A 17,671-nucleotide genomic window follows, 5' to 3' on the forward strand; every position below is an offset into this window, starting at 1 on the left:
ACAAGATGTTGGTCACTCAGTCGTTGCCACAGGACGTGGCGTTCTTAGACTGAGTTCCTCTATTTCAGTGGGTGTTTGGACACTCGCTGAAATAAGTTGAACAGGATTAACGAATTGTATATAAAGCTTTTGACCATGGAATTACTTGGTCTAACATTTGGTTAACAGAATCTGTTTGCACTGCTTTTGGTTTAAAATCAGTACCATTTTCAAAATCTGTGAATAGTGATAATGCTGGATGTACACGTACATCTGCAATTAAAAGTTCGCCCATAATACCACGTAAATGTTCAGCTGCTCGTGCACCACCTACAGATCCATAAGAAACAATACCCGCAGCTTTGTTATTCCATTCTTCACGTAAATAATCTAGTGCATTTTTTAGAGCACCTGTAATAGAGTGATTGTACTCTTGTACGATAAATACAAATCCATCTTGTTTTGCAATAATTTCTGACCAAGCTTGAGCACCTGAAGCATCTTGCCCTGGTTCACCTAGTAAAGGTAATTTGTAATCAGCAATATCAATAATTGTATAATTAGCATCGCCTCGTTGATCTGCGATTTCTTTTACCCATTGTGCCACTTGTGGACTTACTCGACCTTCACGTGTTGATCCGATAATAATTCCGATATTTAATTCTGCCATTGTTTTTTCCTCCTCTTTTTTTGAACTAAAAAATCTATTTAAAAAACCCATGATGATTTCCTCCTTCTGAAGAAAAGTAAAATTTTACTTTCTGAATGGATTAAAAGGTTCGAATTCGTTTATCTTGAATTTAGTTATCTTGAATTCGAGATAATAATAACACGATGGTTTAATTTGCGTCAACAAGTTTGTTTATAAAAAAATAGCAAAGAATGAATAATGTGTATCAATAAACAAAGGTTGATTTTCACTCCGAGTTGGCGCTTTCCGCGGGCTTGGCTTCAATCTCCTCGTCACTACGTTCCTGCGGGGCTTTCAGCACAAGCTCATCCCGCAGGAGTCGCCACTCTCCGTGAAAAATCAACAGCTCCTCACCGTTAGTATGAATAGAAAAGCTGACCTAAACAGTAATGGATATGATTAACATACTAAGTAGATCCAGCCTAAATAGGTTTAGATTGAGTTGACCAGGATTCTTTTAAAGCTCTTAACATTTCATTTTCTGTATACATTCCTCAACGTCCTTAACTTGTCTATTTTTCAAAATGGTACGTCATCGATTTTAATCGGTGTTGCCCTACCTAAAGTCCAATCATCTTTTATTGCCCCATAAAGGATACTATCAGTTACAGTCCCATCTGCATTTTCCCAGGCATTTCTTAAATAGCCCTCTTTCACAAAGCCAGCTTTCGTAAAACATTTTCTCATACCGATATTATCGACTCTCGTATAACCTTCGATACGAATCTTACCTTTTTCTCCAAATAGATAATCTTGTAACCAAATGAGCGTTTTTACTCCGTATCCTTTTCCTCTATAATGTGTACTTAAACGGATATCGAATAAGGGGATTGTATCGCTTATGTCATGAATTATCATAATCCCGACCTTTTCTTCATTATCAATGATCCAAAACGTTTCGCGATCGCTGTGATAGTATCCTTCTGCATACCCTTTTCGAACGGATTCCTCTTGCACATTTTGATCAGTATGATAAATCCACTTGTTTTGAGTTAATAACTCCACTAAATCTTCAATTTCATCTCCGAGTAGTTTAAAGTCCAATTCGTATAATCCTCCCAAAAGTTTTTGATTAAGTAGTGTAAAAAGGAAAGTAATTATATGTAAAATATCCGTATACTTTAAAGACAACTTTCTTTCGAATAGTATACACAACAACTATCATATACTATAAAGAAGTGTATATTTTTTCTAAACATGGATGAAAGCTCGTAGCTATGAAATTATGAAGGGAAAATTTTTTTGAAGGAAATAGGTGAAAACAACAATGAAAACAAGCCCTATATATAAAGCTATATTAGTATGTTTAATATTAATTCCGTTCAATCTGTTTCTACCAGTCTCACAAATCTCCGCCGCAGAACAAGACATTAAGAGTACTATAGACAATTATGTTGAAAACTTTTTGGCAGAGCAACGAATTCCAGGAGCATCTATTGCTATCGTTCATAAAAATGATATCTTTTACTCCAAATCGTGGGGCGTAACCGGGGAATCCGAAGAAAAAGTAACTGCCGAAACTCCATTTGTAGTCGGCTCTATTAGTAAATCACTAACGGGCTTAGCCATTATGAGATTGGTTGATGCAGGCATCATTCAATTAGATGATCCCGTTCAAAAGTATATGCCATGGTTTACCCTAAAAGATAAACAAGCCGCTTCTCAAATAACTATTAAACATTTACTTACCCAAACAAGTGGGATAAGTACTTATTCTGGCTTAGCTATATCGGATAAAGAATCTAATGATTTGAGTGCTATAAAGGAAAATGTAGAGAGTTTATCGAATGTTAAGTTGACTGCTGCACCTGGAGAAAAGCATCAGTATAGTAATGCTAACTTTTCTATTCTTGGCGCTCTCATCGAAGAAGTGACCAATCAAACATTCTCTGAATATATGGAAGAACAAGTATTTTCCCCATTAGGAATGAAAAATGCAGCCGCTAATAGTAGCATGGCCTATGAAAGAGGATACTTAGCTGGCTATCAATCATGGCTTGGTCACCCTGTAAAAAGCGCAGTCACCTATGATAATGGAGGCACACCGTATGGATATATAACGGCAAGTGCAACAGATATGGTGCAGTATATTAGACTACTTAGTCAACATAAGCAAAACAATTTTTTAAGTAAAAATGCGATGAACCTTTATATTTCACCGTTTGTTCTAACTAGTAAATCTCGATATTATGGCCTTGGTGTACGAATCTCCTATCCAGAATCTAAAGAAGAAATGATTTGGCATTCTGGTTCAAATCCTGACGCACGCTCAGAAGTATTTTATATACCAGAAACCGATTGGGGCGGTGTGATCCTCACTAATAAAAGTCATATATTAGAGGAAAAGTCACTTCTATACTTGAAACAAGGAATTATTAATATTTTAAATGGAAAAGAGCCCGTTGACGTCCCTAAATATAAACCTACATTTCAAATCATAACAATTACTATTTTATGTTTACTTTTTGTGATGCTTATTTATCTTCTAATAAAAGTTAAAGCTAAAAAAGTGAATAAAAGAGGCGTGTCGGGTATATTCGGTTTTATACTTTTAGTTTTGGCCATTATCTCAATTCCATTATTAAGTTATAGTACAGGAACACCTTGGCACACTATTAGATATTTTGCTCCTGATATTGCATTTTTGACCATAACAATGATTACTCTTTTAACATTGAATGGCTTATTATCTATATATATTTCATTTAAACGCCGACAAAAAAGACAACTTCTCTGAGCAGGAGTTGTCTTTTGTAGTTATGCTTGTATTATCGGGGAAAATGCATCCTATCTAAAATGGATTATTCATTACCATGACCATAGCCTGCTTCCGAAGCCTCAGCGTCTGCTTTCGTAACATGTACCGTACCAAGTGGATGGTTAGGTGGAGCGTATATCGAATAAAGTTTTAGTGGAACATTTCCTGTATTCGTGACGTTATGCCATGTTCCAGCAGGCACTACTACGGCATAATTTTCATAAACTTTTCTTTCATAGTTTAAATTATTTTTACTTGTGCCCATTTGAGCAAGTCCCTCACCCTGTTCAATATATAAAAATTGATCCACATTTGGGTGTACTTCTAAACCTATATTATCACCAACATTAATACTCATTAAAGTAATTTGTAAATTCTTCCCTGTCCACAAAGCAGTACGATACGTATCGTTTTGCTTAGTCGCATTTTCAAGATCGATGACAAGTGGCTGAGCTCCATAATCTTTTAATTCAATACTTCCACCATTGGAAAAACGAGAAGGTTCAGCGCTGTTCGCATACCCTACCTGATAAGGAGATGTCCAATAAACAAGCTGATCTCCATAGTTATAGTTATACATAGGCACGTTTCCGTAATAAGGAATGTAGTACATTTTCTCAATCCTCTCACACATTATAAGAATATCCTATGCAACTTGCTAAAGGAATGTACTTCATTTGCAAACATCATCGTTAGACATAACACTTTGAACTACCGATAGCTTTAAGGATTTCACTTATTACAACGGGTCTATCTATCAAAATTCTCTTAATGAATTAACGATGCTCTTAAAGTAGTTATTCCGTTTTCTAAATACCCCTTTAAGCAAGTTAATGTATACACCCAGCCTTCTTTTTGTTCCATCATTTTTGCTATTACGTCCGGGTTTTCTTCCTTAAGTCCTGATTCTACTACTTTAATAAGTGTATTTGAATCCTCCCCCGTAAGTGTAATTGTAACCACCGTTCCGTTCCCATGTTCTTCTCCCCAAGTAAACGCAATAGTCCTATTTATCTCGATACCAAGCACAGTAATAACAACCTCTGCTTTATACTCATCATATTTTAAAGTAAGTTTTTTTCCTTTTTCCCATCTCTCTGAACTACTTGAGAACCAAAAGCTCCCGATTTTATCTGGAGATACAATAGCTTCAAATACTTCACTGGCAGGCTTATGGATTTTTAATTTGGTAATTACGTCAGTATTCATTATTAATCATCATCCTTTTATCAATTATGCTCGGCACAAAAACATTTACTGAAAGAAGTTAAACTCTTTCTAAAATTTCCCCATTTCCTTCTTTACTATTCCCACACAGTTCTTAATTCGCCATTAGTAAGGTTATATTTTGAAAATGTAGTGTAAATAAGTTACGATTCTCCAAAATGAAGAAAAGCACTTCGAGAGGTATGTTTAATACTAGCCTTGTAAACAATTTCTTCAATTCGATATTTCCACTGATAAAGGACATACTAACAATTATAGATTTATTACAAACGAACATTCCAAAAAGTATATAAAATGACTAGAACTTGATATAGTATGTATTTAGGAAATAATCAATTTGTTTTGGTGGTGTATATATGAAGAAGTTCAGTATGGATTTTTTAATGATTACGGTCGGCGCGCTGCTTTTTGCACTAGCTGTAAACTTATTTGTTATACCTAATGATTTAGGTGAAGGTGGCGTAACAGGTGTAACAATCATTGCCTATTATTTATTTGGATGGTCGCCAAGTATTGTGAGCCTTGTGCTAAACGCAGCTTTATTAGTAGTTGGTTATAAATTTTTAAGTAGACAGACGACTATTTATACGATTATTGCCGTATCTCTCCATTCACTCTTTTTACATTTAACAGAATCGTGGTCAATTTCTTCAAATGAAATTATCGTGAATACTATTTTTGGCGGGGTGTTCGCTGGAGTTGGCATAGGCTTAATCATAAGAGTTGGTGGAACAACAGCAGGTTCAACAATCTTAGCTAGAATGACAAACAAATATTTAGGCTGGAGTATTAGTTATGGTCTATTGTTTTTTGATTTAATTGTTGCTTTTTCATCTTATTTTATTATCGGGGCAGAAGCATTAATGCTTACTATTATTATGCTTTATGTCGGAACAAAGGTGATGGAGTTTGTTATTGAAGGTGTGAACCCCAAAAAAGCCGTTACGATTATTTCGAAAAAACCAGAAGAGATTGCCAGTCATGTGAATGGTTTTATGAATCGAGGCGTGACGGTCCTATCAGGTCATGGCTATTATACGAAGGAGCAAAAAGAAATTCTGTATATTGTCATTAGTAAACAAGAAGTTGTGAAACTAAAGAAGATTGTCAAAGAAATTGACAAGGATGCCTTTATTGCCATTCATGATGTACGAGATGTCTTTGGACATGGATTTATTGAATTATCTAAAGCTTAATTAGACAACTGAGAAAACACCTTTTGTTGAAAATGGGGACGTTCCCCCTTTAAAAATCAACATAGAGGTGTTTTTTCCATTGAAACTATGAACTACTCGTACTTATCTATTTTCTTTTATCACCATAGCGAGTGGTTGATTTCCGTTCCAGCTGGCCGCTTTCCTGGTGTCGCCCAGCCGTAACGAAGATCAACTTATATGCACGGTTCATTCTAAATTTTAGTGATGAACCCCTTATTCCCTAACCCGTAAGGAAGTTTCAATAATTGTATCTAAAAGTTGCGTATAGGTAATGCCTGCCGAGGATGCGCTTTTTGGTAGTAAGCTGTTTTTTGTCATTCCTGGCAATGTGTTTACTTCCATGACATATGGGATTCCATCCTTGATCATCATATCGATTCGGGCATAAACACTACACTTTAATGCTTTATAGCAACCTTTTGCCGCTTCGGTAACTCGTTCATGTATGGTAGGTGGAAGTTCTACAATCTCCTCTATCGTAGCAGCATCCTCATATTTCGCCTTATAGTCAAAGAACTGCGCTGTATGGCGAATCGAAATGATTGGTAATAGCTCCCCGTCCAAAATGGAGCATGTTATTTCTTCACCCTTTATATATTTCTCAATAATGATTTCAGCATCCCATTTGAATACTTCCTCAATCGAAGTGAGTAAAGAATCTTTATCATTAACTATTTTTACCCCAACACTGGAGCCACCCGAGTTAGGCTTTACTACTAACGGATATCCCATCTTATCTAATTCATTTAACTGAAGCTCCTCGCTCCTCGAAAGATGGAGCCAATCAGGTGTTTCAATGCCTTCATAACGTAGAATTTTTTTCGAAACATTTTTATCCATACAAATACTGCTTGAAAGTATACCACTACCTGTATATGGAACACCCAACGTCTCTAGTACACCTTGAATCGTGCCATCTTCTCCAAACTTGCCATGTAGTGCTAATAAAGCAATATCGATATTGCTCACCTTTTCAATAAGCTCTGCCGTGTTATTTTCATTTAGTTTAATAGCTACGGCTTCGTATTTACTCTTATCTAAATGAGCAATCATCTCTTCCCCTGTCATAATAGAGACCTGCTTTTCAGAGGAAACGCCCCCCATAATAACGCCAACCTTCATATTTTCAACTCCCCATTTCATTTTTCAAGGTATCTCCAATAATCTTAATACCACGCACAATATCCTCTTCTGTTAGCCGAGAAAATCCTAAGCGAAATGTGTTACTGCCTTCGCCATTGCTGTAAAAAACATCTCCAGGATAAAAAGCAACTCCCTTTTGATAGCACTTTTCCAATAGTGTACGAGCATTCATACACTCTTCTAGCTCAATAAAGAGATGAAGTCCACCATCTCCTGTCATTCTCTTAAAAGGAATGTACTGATGGCATGCTTGACGGGCTAGTTCATATTTTTTCTTATAAACGAACTTGGCCTTTTTTAAGTATTTTTCAAAATAGCCATCCTGTAAATATTGATAAAGTACAGCCTGATCCAGTGTCGATGTATGAATAGTACGAGCTCTTTTCATACTTTCCAAACAGTGGACGAGTTCCTTATCTGCTAATATCCATCCAACACGTAAGCCAGGAAAAAGAATTTTTGAAAAGCTACTGATATAAATAACATTGTTGCCCTCACCGATAAAAGTCATTAGCGGTGCTAAATGCGAGCCTGAATAACGTAATTCTTCATTAAAGCCATCCTCTACAATTGGAATTTGATATTGTGAAAAAAGCTTAATAATTTCAGCTCTTTTTTCAGAGGATGTAACAATGCCTGTCGGATTATGATAAGACGGGATTAAGTAAGCAAAATCAAATTCCTTTTCCGACAAGCTTTTCTCAACTTGTTCAATATCGATACCGTCATCCTTCATGTCGATTCCGTGGATATCAAATCCATGTAAGCGAAAAAGCTTTAATGCCGCATGATGAGTAGGGTTTTCACAAATAACACGTCCAGATTTTTTTGCTAAGGACGATAATAAAATATCCAATCCCTCGGTAAAGCCATTCGTAATCAAAATATCCTTATTGGAAATATCTACACCCTTCATTTCCATATAGTGAAGAAGATACTCGATTAAAGGTTTATAACCCTTCGCGTATCCGTAATTCAAAACGATATCTCCTTCAAGGGACATCCGGGTCAGAAAGGCTCTTTTAAAATTTTCAACATCAAAAAGCTTTTCTTCGGGGGCAACACTATTGAAGGAAATCATGCCTTTTTCCCAGTGGATATCTTGCTTCATTAAATCTAATTCATCAGCTAATAAGGTCGCTTTATTGAGCCTTTCCTTCCATTTAAGCTCGATGGAGGGTGCTTTCAATGTTGCAACCTTCCCTACAAAATTCCCCTTTCCTTTCACTGCATAGATAATGCCCTCTTGCTCTAAATCTGCATATGCATTCAGTACCGTATTTCTACTGACCAATAATAATTTACTTAGTTCACGGGTAGATGGAAGCTTCTGATGCTCCAGCAAGCGTCCCTTCATAATCTTTTCTTTCAAATAATCTTTTAATTGAATATAAACCGGACGATCGTCGATAAGCTTAAAATCATTAAACATTCCCTTGACCTCCTTGCTTTATTTTTGCATAACCATATCTAACTCAAAAGGTCCACAGTATATGTATTTTCCCTTCATAGTGGTATGGTTTCTAGCTCATAAAAAAGGCAACCCTTCAAAATGAAGAATTGCACCTATTATATGCTAATATTATTTTAATTCTTGATCATGAATCGTTGTAAATTTAATAAATTCTAATTGAATTTTTTCGAAATATTCATCATCTTCATATAGCCTTATAAGTTGAAAGGCTTTATCCAAGAAAATTGTTGAGTCATTGTAACCAAGATGGAAATGACAAATAGCTTTTCTTGAAAAATGCAGAGCTAGTATAGTAATTCATTTTTCTTTTATACTGTCTTAATGAATCATTAATTATAGAAAGGGCTGTAGAGTAGTCTTCGTTCGTTATTACTAACAGTGACAAATTAATATTAAACGCAGATTTTAATAATTCTATGTCTCTAAAGCTATTATATTTGTTTAATCTTTTTAATACATTTTGAGTGAATTCAATAGCTATATCTACTGGAAATAAAAATAAAATCGTGTTGATTAGACACATATCACTCAAATACCACTGATCATATTTTGAAATACGCTCCCAAATGGGCTTAATAATCTCTTTCCTAGATTATTCACGAACATATACAAAATTCTACAGAAGACAAAGTCATTTTCAGAATTTTCAGGACCCGTATTGAATACTAGGCCTGGGAGAAGAGAGTCGATAAACTATAGTGCCTTGAGCCCTTCTATCAGTCTGACTCCAACGACCACGGTGTATCACTGACTCTTTTTCATTGAACGTCTCCACATATCACCTTATGTTTTTGATCTCATTCATTATCTGGCAATTAAAGATCATTCAATAACCATTTCATCCTCTGATTTACCATTTATATCAGTCATTGACGATGACTTTTTCCATTTCTGAATATTCGGCACTCCTAACTGGTGCAGCCCGCTATAGACCCTATCCACTTCCATGCAATCAATTTTCTGACTAGCACGCTCTAAACTACGAACAAATGAAAAGTCATGATTTCCTTATTAACGAAGCACGTATGATGCTAATTCTACTTACCTATAATTTTACAAACTAGATCCATTATAGTTATTTATTTAAGATATTGAAATCCTTTACTATATTTATTTACTTCATCAAGCATTATTTGTAATAGTTGTTTTTCTTCAAGTATATCGAGTATGTCTAATCCTTTTTGAATCAATGTTTCGGCTTCAAAATGATTTTCCCAGCTACCACAAATCCCTTTTCTGATATAACAGACCGCTAAGTGCAAATACATTCGATCTTCTTTACATATTTTAATACAAAGGTCTAAATCCTCGTTTGCTAAGTCATACTTATTGTTTTCAATTAATAATAAGGACATGTTTAAATAAGCTATTCTAATTAACGCTTTTGAATAAGGCATTTTTTTGTATTTTTTGTATTCTCTCAATAAAAAGGCTCGAATATTTATAGCTTCTTCAACAGAGAAAATATACATAATCGCATTAATAAAATACATGTCATATAAGTATAGAGCGTTACTTTTCGAAAGCCTAGTCCAAATCGGTAAGGCTATTTTTTTTGCTTCGCGGAAATCATTTGAACCTGTAATACATATTAATGCCTTGCAAATTGTTTTTATATCGCGAATCGCCGCGCTTTCTTTATGTTTAAGGTAATTTTTGCATTCCCATTTGATATTTTCTAAAGATTCTTCGTCATGGTGAGAGATATAAAAGAATTTTTTTAGGATTGATTCTTTGTACGCTAGATTGTATTCGTTTGAGATATATTGGTATTCCTCTAAAGAAATATCCAGTCTATCTAAAATCTTTAAAAATACACTTGCGCGTACCTCTATTTGTCCATTCTCGAACTTCGAATAATTTCCTTGTGCAGTACCAGAATACTTGGCTATATCGGATTGACAAAGCCCTTTAGAAGTTCTTATTTGTTTGATAATACGCCCAATATTCAACTAGTATCCTCTCCTAATTTATTCTTTTTTGAATATTCTAAATTTTATTGCATTTTATTTATTATACTTTATTTATATTTTAAAAGATATGGAGGTGTACAAGATGATTGAGATAATTAAAGATATAATCACAAATACCGCTGCATGGTTTACACATTAGTTCATACCTAGAAAATCCACTAAAAATATGAAGGGAGTTTTAACATTGAAAAGAGTAATCCTAAGCGCTTTATTTATGACTTTAATTTTTATCGGAGGATTTACTACTTCTTCTTTCGCTTCTGAATCCAATCCAATTACAGATGAATTGAATCGTATCGCAGATGAATATGAAGTAGGTGAGGTTCTTTCGGATGAAGATGCAGAGTTCGTTTTAGAACATGGTAACTTAGCTCCAGAAAGCACAGACATTATGCCAATATTTAGTTATTCTCCTACTTTATCGGGTAGCAAAACTTTAAATGGTGTGTGGGTAGGTGTACAAGCTAGTTGCAATATTAATCATTGGAACCCGTTTTCTAATAAGTATAATTGTACAGTTAAAGCAAATTCGAATAAAGGTACTGTTAAGGCTCAACTCGAACATGTAGCTTACGGACTTTTAGGCAAGGACGGAAAATTAGGTAAACTTTATGGACGTACTTTCCCTGCATCATCTTCAAAAGATAATCCAACACACGCTAGTTTATCAGCTGGTGATAATTATGTTGGCGGTGTTGTTGTATCAACGACTACAGTTAGAGGAACTGCAGTATACGGTTCAACTACTGTTTCTGCTTACGATAGTTATTAACACATGAAAAAACGGCTTTTAATCGTGATGATTATAGCCGTTTTGTTTTTTAGGAGAATTGTAGAATCAAGTTGAACACTTTAGAAAAATAAAAACATCGTATGTGAAATCGTGTATTATTGAGGCTCCTAAACCAATCAATAAGAAGGGATTTCGAATACGATGTTAGAACAGAATACATAAAAACACGGAATAAGAAACCACGCCTTACACAGTTTCAACGTGGAGAACTTCAAGGCAACTTAAATGCTGGAATTACTAATAAGAGCGAGCTTGCACGAAAACTCAAGGTTTCGCGCGAGACAATCTACAATGAACTTGCTCGGGCTGTATTGGCTATCTCCACAAGGGAAACCCCTAACAGATCTAGCCAACACAGGCTGAACGGACTAACGCCGACCGACGAACAGAAGACAAAGAAACCTCTGAGATGTTTTCGAAAAAAGTGTTCAAATTGATATTGCAATTTAGCTGTAATAATATAATTATAAATGAAACATTTAAATTATGATGATGAATATTCTTGAAGCTTTATCTAATCCATATCGGTAAAAAGTCATATTAAGATAAACAGTAAAAAATGTTTCAGAAAAAATAACCACACAAAGAGTAGGAGGATTGAAAATGGCTAGCCTTATTTTTAGTAATATCGTTGGTTTCTTCTTAGTAATCTCTCTATATATACTACCATTTGTTATTATTATAAAAATTTATTACGCTTTTAAAAAGAATGAAAAACGAAAAGATGAAATGTTAGAATTTGAAAAACAAAATGCCATCCTATTACAGAAACGTATGGATGAAATGAACACTCGACTAAGTGACATTGAGAAAAAATTAGCGAAATAGATTATAAATTTGAACATACCTATAGTAAATCATCAACAGTTACAATGACTCAAGGCACAAAATCAGAAACAAACATTACAAAACCTTGTACCTATCAGATAGATTTTTATATCAAAGGTATATACTATGATATAACAGGTAACTGGAAGGCATATACAATTGGTAAACCTAAAGTACAAACTACAGTAACGCGTAATTTAGTTATTTAATTGAGCCTACTGATTATTTACATCTTGATGTTACTAAGCAATAAACCTTTTAATCTAAAAAAGCAGGAAGACGTTTTTTTCTCCTCCTGCTTTGAAAATTCCCAGAAGATACTGATGACCATTATCTGTTAATTTTTGAGCTTACGCCACTCCCTGAGCAATTAATCGCAATTATTTCCCAGTAATAATTCTAGACTCAAAGCCTTGTATTCCTTACATCTTAGCTTTTTGGATAATCATTTGGATATACGGCTTTTTTTCTTTTGTATATGTCGATCAATCGTATCGATATTTAGACGCTAATTTATTTTTTAATGCAGCGTAGTCATTTGCTGCTTTGGGATGTGATCTAAGATAATCACGGAAAAGTAATTTTTCAATCCATTCATTACTGTTTATATTCGGAGAGTTAGACCTTAATTTTCCCCATCCGCTTCTCCCCTCATAAGTTCTTTTTAAATAAACCTACTAAAAATCCTTCTAAACCGAAAAACTGATCTTCATCAGACATGGCTATCATTTTTCGTATTTCAATTTCTTCAAATGTTTGAAATACTTCTTTTAGTTGATTTTTTGTATACCCTAGTCCACCTTCTAAGGTACGTTTTATATAAACTTCTTCATCCAAAATGGCAGAACCACCATATACACCATGCTCCTCAAATGTGCATAAGGCGAAGTAACCATTAGGCTTTAATAATTTATGAATCATTTCAATATACGTCACACGACGATGAGGTGCTATGTGGTGAAAACAGCCTGAATCATATATAAAATCAAAGCTCTCTTCTTGTAAATTCAACTCAAAAATATTGGCACAAATTAATTCTACACTTATGTTTGCTTCATCAACTCTTTTTTGCGCCCATTGCAATGCTTTATTCGATAAATCAACACCGACAACTGAACAACCTTGTTTTGCTAAGTAAATGGCATTTCGACCTGCACCACAACCTAACTCTAAAACTTTATTTGGACGAATCATCATTTTTTCTAAATAGCTTACTAAGTTTTCATCAGGTTTATTAACAAAAAAGGGTGTCTTTTTGAATGTTTGATCATAAAATTCATTCCAAAATTTCTGTGGTTCACGTAATAAATCATCTAATACAACTAGCAATTGTTCATTTGATTTGATTAGCATTTTACGCCTCCATTTTGCACCTGCCTTATTTTCAAAAAAACAAAATATTCTATCCATTAATTATAAAGCAAAGTTGGTCGCTACTGGAAATTAACCGATGCGATTTCGAAAAAAGGGTATTTATACATTTTTAAATAAAACTTTATAGTTATGGATATTTTCTCTAAATCAATTACACTATACATAAGATAAAGTGAATCAACAGAAAGGAGTTGCAACATGGAAGAAATCTTGACGATTACGAATTTGACGAAAAGTTATGGTAGCAAAGAAATTTTAAAAGGGATCGACTTGCACGTCTCAAGGGGAGAAATCATTGGCTATATCGGTCCGAACGGTGCCGGTAAAAGTACGACTGTCAAAATCATTTTAGGGCTTGAAGGTGATTACGATGGAGAAATTAAGCTTTTTGGGGAGAATATCGGCAAAGACAGCATTGAATATAAACGAAGAATTGGCTATGTACCGGAAATAGCAGACGTTTATGATAATTTAACGGGTTATGAGTATTTAACCTTCATCGGCCAGCTTTATGGCCTTGAATTAGAGGTTGTTGCTGATAAATCAAAATCCTTAATGGAATTGTTCGGTGTTGGAGAAGCGTATCATTCTAGAATATCTTCTTATTCAAAAGGGATGCGGCAAAAGCTATTAATTATTGCTAGCCTGATACATAATCCCGACTTGTTATTTTTAGATGAGCCGATCAATGGATTAGATGCGAATAGTGTGATGATTTTCAAAGAAATTTTGACTCAACTGGCTGCCCAAGGAAAAACAATATTTTATTCCTCTCATATCATGGATGTCGTCGAAAAAATCAGTAGTCGTATCATCCTGTTGAATGATGGAAAAATCGCTGCTGACGGGACATTTGCCCAACTACAGGCAGACAATACTGAAGGCACTCTGGAAAGGATTTTCAACCAATTGACAGGCTTCCATGATCATCAGGAAATTGGTGAGAAATTCGTTTCTATTGTACAAGAGGTATGAGCATGAAAGATTTCAAAATCCTACAAGTGCTTGATAAAATTCAATTTATTTTTGTAAAAATGGGCGTCGATTACGAAATCATGAGAAAGATCCTCCATATTAAACTAACAATGGATGAGCGTAAAGTACCGACAATATTTAACCAAGCATCAAATAAAAACAAGGAAGAGCAAAAATACGGCTACATCAAATCTTTATGGATTTATGTTTTATTTGGGCTTATGTTAATTCCTTTTATGGGATTTGGTCAAAACTATATTTTCCAGATGAGTATTGCTTATGCCATGATTATTTTTATCATCATGACAACATTGATTTCTGATTTTTCTTCCGTACTTTTGGATGTACGGGACAGAAGCATTCTCTCGACCAAGCCTATCTCTGCTAGAACGATCAATGCAGCCAAGTTTATGCATATTTTCATCTACTTGACGTATTTAACGATTGCTTTTACATCCATCTCTCTAGTAGTTGGCCTATTCAGACAAGGAATTGTATTCTTTATTGTAACGTTGCTCTTACTAGTCTTAATTAATATTTTTATTGTCGTTTTAACTGCTGTTTTATATATCGCTATTTTAAGATTCTTTGATGGAGAAAAGCTGAAAGATATCATCAATTATGTTCAAATTGGCTTATCATTAATGCTGATGATTGGCTATCAAGTTCTTATTAGATCCTTTGAATTCGTCAATTTTGATATGGTCGTAACATTTCATTGGTGGAGTGTTTTTCTTATTCCTATGTGGTTTGCCGCTCCTTATGAGTTACTGCTAAACGGTGATGTCTCTTTATTTACAGTGATATTCAGTATTTTAGCTGTCGTCATGCCAATCATCTCGATATGGCTTTACCTAAAGCTAATTCCAACCTTTGAACGTAATCTGCAAAAACTATTAAACACTAGCAAATCGAAAAAAGAAAAGAACAATCGACTTAAGACGCTTTTGTTAACAATCATTTGTAGAACGAATGAAGAAAGAGCTTTTTACCGCTTCGCCTCCCTTATGATGAAACAGGAGCGAGAGTTTAAACTGAAAGTATATCCGTCTTTAGGGTTTTCATTTGTCATTCCATTTATTTTTATGTTTTCTTTTTCAAGGTACGAAGCTACTGATTATTCCGATAGCATGGGCTATTTAAATATTTATTTCAGCATGCTAATTATTCCGACAGCTGTGCTTTTGCTCGGGCATTCAGGAAAATATAAAGCAGCTTGGATTTATAAAGTCTTTCCAATCAAAGATTATACAAACTTAAAAAAAGGTAGCTTAAAAGCATTTTTGATTAAATTGTATATTCCATTGTATATTGTTCTGAGCATCATTTTCTGCTTCATTTATGGTATGAGAATAATCCCTGATTTACTGACTGTTTTAGTAGCAAGCTGCATGTACACCGTCATTTGTTACCTCGGCATCGGAAGTAAGATTCCTTTCACAAAGCCTTATAATGAAGTTGGCGATGCCCAGAGCTGGAAAACGTTTATATTGCTTCTCCCTTTAGGTGTTCTGGCGGGACTGCATTACGTCATGGTAGCTCATATTTCTTATGGTGTAATCATTTACTTACTCGTGCTTGTCATCACGAATTTTATACTATGGAAACTTGCGTTTAAGCATACAAAAACGGCATGAGTCTAGGCTCATGCCGTTTTTCTTCTGAGAACTTTTTCAAAAAAATTTTAAAAAGCTTTTCTCTCATATATACGAATAGATAGTAGCCACGACCCAATATACAATATTACAATTGTAAGAATAGCTATGAGATACATTTGCGTTTCTTGTAGAGTCATGAACTTTTGTATTAACACTCTTAATTTATCATTAAAATCAGGAATAAAGGTATTAATTATTAACATATAGATACCAAATAAAGCACCTGATGCAATCATAAAATATTGCGTTTTAAATTTATACGCAATTGGTAACAAAAATGAAATAGCGATCATAACAAGGCCAAAAATAAGCAACATTTCCTTCCATATAAACAACACTTCTGTTCCATTCAAGAGGAAATTACCGACATAAACGATGAATATAAATATTGTTGCAAATATCAGCGAACCTATATATTTTGAACTAACAATTTCCTTTCTCGTATACGGTAGTGAATTAAGCAGAATATTCGCGTTATCTTTTTCATCATAAGAAAAAGCACTCAATATAAATACTACACTATAAACAAATCCTATTAATATTGGGGATGAAATATCTGCCACTAAATAAAGTATGATAGTCGCAATGTAAAATAGAATCAATTTCTTTTGTATTATAATATCCTTAAGTACAAGGTTAAACATACAGTTACCATCCTTTCTTCGTATAATACATAATATCTTCAAGCGTTGGTTTTTCCACAATAACAGAATCCCCAAATATGTTTGCCACACGATTTTTATCAGCTGTTAATGCTTCAAAGCCTGCATTGGTTTTTCGGATTGAAATAAATTCTTGTTCCGTTTCCTTATCCAATAAATCCAACTTCCCTTTAACAATGGCATATTCCTCTTCAATCTTATAAAATTCTTTCGTGAAAATATGTTCTCCGTTATGAATAAAGGTAATATAATCCGCAATACGATCTAAATCTGTTGTAATGTGTGTCGAAAAGAAAATTGTTTTTTCCCCATCCTGCATTAACTCATGTAAAATGTTTAGTAACTCTCTACGAAATATCGGATCGAGCCCAGCAGTTGGCTCATCCATAATAATTAATTCTGCATGGTGAGCTAGAGCAATGGCTAACGAAGCTTTCATCTTCATTCCCTTCGAAAAGTCCTTCATATTTTTATTCAATGGTAGTTCGAACTTTTCAACATAATGTTGGAAAACCTTATCATCCCAGTTTTTATAGGCGGGTTTAATAATCTTTTTCATATCCTTTAACGTTACATTTTCATAAAAGACATTTTCATCATAGACAAAACCAATACGTTCTTTTATTTCTTTTTCATGTCCCTTATATTTCATACCAAATAATGAAACAGTACCACTATCTTGCTGTAATAAGTTCATAATCAACTTGATTGTTGTTGATTTACCTGCACCATTTCCCCCAATAAATCCAGTTACATAGCCCTTTTTAACGTTAATAGAAAAATCCTTTACCTGAAATCCATTAAAGGCTTTATGAATATTCTGTAATTCAATGACATTTTCCATCATTCATCCTCCGTATACAATAATGTAAGCATTTCCTTGAGTGTCCTTTTCTTTCGCGAAATGAACGAACCTTTC

The 17,671-nt window shown here is 34.3% G+C and carries 18 protein-coding genes; 6 read left to right on the forward strand and 12 right to left on the reverse strand.

Features of this window, described 5'->3' with window-relative positions; all coding sequences use genetic code 11:
- Nucleotides 1-106: 106 nt before the first annotated feature.
- Both ACQKMI_RS17255 and ACQKMI_RS17260 read right to left on the reverse strand, forming a co-directional pair.
- Entirely contained in the window at nucleotides 107-649 is a 543-nt protein-coding gene (locus ACQKMI_RS17255; RefSeq protein WP_427490932.1) for an NADPH-dependent FMN reductase, read from the reverse strand.
- 540 nt (nucleotides 650-1,189) lie between these two features.
- Nucleotides 1,190-1,714 (reverse strand): GNAT family N-acetyltransferase, encoded by a 525-nt coding sequence (locus tag ACQKMI_RS17260; RefSeq protein WP_427490934.1) that lies wholly within the window; start codon nucleotides 1,712-1,714, stop codon nucleotides 1,190-1,192.
- A 223-nt stretch (nucleotides 1,715-1,937) separates the two neighbouring features.
- On the opposite strand from ACQKMI_RS17260, the gene ACQKMI_RS17265 reads away from it, so the two are divergent.
- Entirely contained in the window at nucleotides 1,938-3,407 is a 1,470-nt protein-coding gene (locus tag ACQKMI_RS17265; protein WP_427491006.1) for a serine hydrolase domain-containing protein, read from the forward strand.
- A gap of 64 nt (nucleotides 3,408-3,471) precedes the next feature.
- Here the strand turns inward: ACQKMI_RS17265 and ACQKMI_RS17270 are convergent, their stop codons facing one another.
- Together ACQKMI_RS17270 and ACQKMI_RS17275 are read right to left on the reverse strand one after the other, a co-directional pair.
- On the reverse strand, nucleotides 3,472-4,041 hold the full coding sequence (locus ACQKMI_RS17270) for a cupin domain-containing protein (protein WP_427490936.1): 570 nt from the start codon (nucleotides 4,039-4,041) through the stop codon (nucleotides 3,472-3,474).
- A 155-nt stretch (nucleotides 4,042-4,196) separates the two neighbouring features.
- Nucleotides 4,197-4,637, reverse strand: a complete 441-nt coding sequence (locus ACQKMI_RS17275; RefSeq protein WP_427490938.1) for an SRPBCC domain-containing protein — start codon at nucleotides 4,635-4,637, stop codon at nucleotides 4,197-4,199.
- A gap of 374 nt (nucleotides 4,638-5,011) precedes the next feature.
- Between ACQKMI_RS17275 and ACQKMI_RS17280 the strand changes: the two genes are divergently transcribed.
- Nucleotides 5,012-5,851: a YitT family protein gene (locus ACQKMI_RS17280; protein WP_427490940.1), complete on the forward strand. Its 840-nt coding sequence runs from the start codon at nucleotides 5,012-5,014 to the stop codon at nucleotides 5,849-5,851.
- Between the two features lie 234 nt (nucleotides 5,852-6,085).
- Here ACQKMI_RS17280 and ACQKMI_RS17285 read toward each other — a convergent pair whose 3' ends face one another.
- From ACQKMI_RS17285 to ACQKMI_RS17300, 4 genes are all read right to left on the reverse strand, one after another.
- Nucleotides 6,086-6,994, reverse strand: coding sequence for a D-alanine--D-alanine ligase (locus ACQKMI_RS17285; protein WP_427491008.1), 909 nt, complete (start codon nucleotides 6,992-6,994; stop codon nucleotides 6,086-6,088).
- A 4-nt stretch (nucleotides 6,995-6,998) separates the two neighbouring features.
- Entirely contained in the window at nucleotides 6,999-8,447 is a 1,449-nt protein-coding gene (locus ACQKMI_RS17290; protein ID WP_427490942.1) for a PLP-dependent aminotransferase family protein, read from the reverse strand.
- A 274-nt stretch (nucleotides 8,448-8,721) separates the two neighbouring features.
- Complete coding sequence (locus tag ACQKMI_RS17295) at nucleotides 8,722-9,069, reverse strand: hypothetical protein (RefSeq protein ID WP_427491010.1); 348 nt, start codon at nucleotides 9,067-9,069, stop codon at nucleotides 8,722-8,724.
- Between the two features lie 499 nt (nucleotides 9,070-9,568).
- The gene (locus ACQKMI_RS17300; protein ID WP_427490944.1) at nucleotides 9,569-10,441 is read right to left on the reverse strand and encodes a helix-turn-helix domain-containing protein; all 873 of its coding nucleotides are present in this window, start codon (nucleotides 10,439-10,441) and stop codon (nucleotides 9,569-9,571) included.
- A 205-nt stretch (nucleotides 10,442-10,646) separates the two neighbouring features.
- Between ACQKMI_RS17300 and ACQKMI_RS17305 the strand changes: the two genes are divergently transcribed.
- On the forward strand, nucleotides 10,647-11,234 hold the full coding sequence (locus ACQKMI_RS17305; RefSeq protein ID WP_427490946.1) for a hypothetical protein: 588 nt from the start codon (nucleotides 10,647-10,649) through the stop codon (nucleotides 11,232-11,234).
- Nucleotides 11,235-11,858: 624 nt separating this feature from the next.
- Nucleotides 11,859-12,083 carry a hypothetical protein gene (locus ACQKMI_RS17310; protein WP_427490948.1) on the forward strand — a complete coding sequence of 75 codons (225 nt, stop codon included), beginning with the start codon at nucleotides 11,859-11,861 and terminating at the stop codon, nucleotides 12,081-12,083.
- A gap of 485 nt (nucleotides 12,084-12,568) precedes the next feature.
- Here the strand turns inward: ACQKMI_RS17310 and ACQKMI_RS17315 are convergent, their stop codons facing one another.
- Both ACQKMI_RS17315 and ACQKMI_RS17320 read right to left on the reverse strand, forming a co-directional pair.
- On the reverse strand, nucleotides 12,569-12,691 hold the full coding sequence (locus tag ACQKMI_RS17315) for a GrpB family protein (protein ID WP_427491012.1): 123 nt from the start codon (nucleotides 12,689-12,691) through the stop codon (nucleotides 12,569-12,571).
- 43 nt (nucleotides 12,692-12,734) lie between these two features.
- Entirely contained in the window at nucleotides 12,735-13,436 is a 702-nt protein-coding gene (locus ACQKMI_RS17320) for an SAM-dependent methyltransferase (RefSeq protein ID WP_427490950.1), read from the reverse strand.
- Nucleotides 13,437-13,655: 219 nt separating this feature from the next.
- On the opposite strand from ACQKMI_RS17320, the gene ACQKMI_RS17325 reads away from it, so the two are divergent.
- A complete protein-coding gene (locus ACQKMI_RS17325) occupies nucleotides 13,656-14,432 on the forward strand; it encodes an ABC transporter ATP-binding protein (RefSeq protein WP_427490952.1) in 777 nt (258 codons plus the stop codon).
- Nucleotides 14,433-14,434: 2 nt separating this feature from the next.
- A complete protein-coding gene (locus ACQKMI_RS17330) occupies nucleotides 14,435-16,069 on the forward strand; it encodes a hypothetical protein (protein ID WP_427490954.1) in 1,635 nt (544 codons plus the stop codon).
- Between the two features lie 47 nt (nucleotides 16,070-16,116).
- On the opposite strand, the gene ACQKMI_RS17335 is transcribed toward ACQKMI_RS17330, so the two are convergent.
- The gene (locus ACQKMI_RS17335) at nucleotides 16,117-16,734 is read right to left on the reverse strand and encodes an ABC-2 transporter permease (protein ID WP_427490956.1); all 618 of its coding nucleotides are present in this window, start codon (nucleotides 16,732-16,734) and stop codon (nucleotides 16,117-16,119) included.
- A 4-nt stretch (nucleotides 16,735-16,738) separates the two neighbouring features.
- A complete protein-coding gene (locus ACQKMI_RS17340; protein WP_427490958.1) occupies nucleotides 16,739-17,596 on the reverse strand; it encodes an ABC transporter ATP-binding protein in 858 nt (285 codons plus the stop codon).
- Nucleotides 17,597-17,671 lie beyond the last annotated feature (75 nt).

This window comes from Lysinibacillus sp. NPDC097214 (genome assembly GCF_050277945.1).
In the GTDB taxonomy this organism is placed as follows: domain Bacteria; phylum Bacillota; class Bacilli; order Bacillales_A; family Planococcaceae; genus Lysinibacillus; species Lysinibacillus xylanilyticus_B.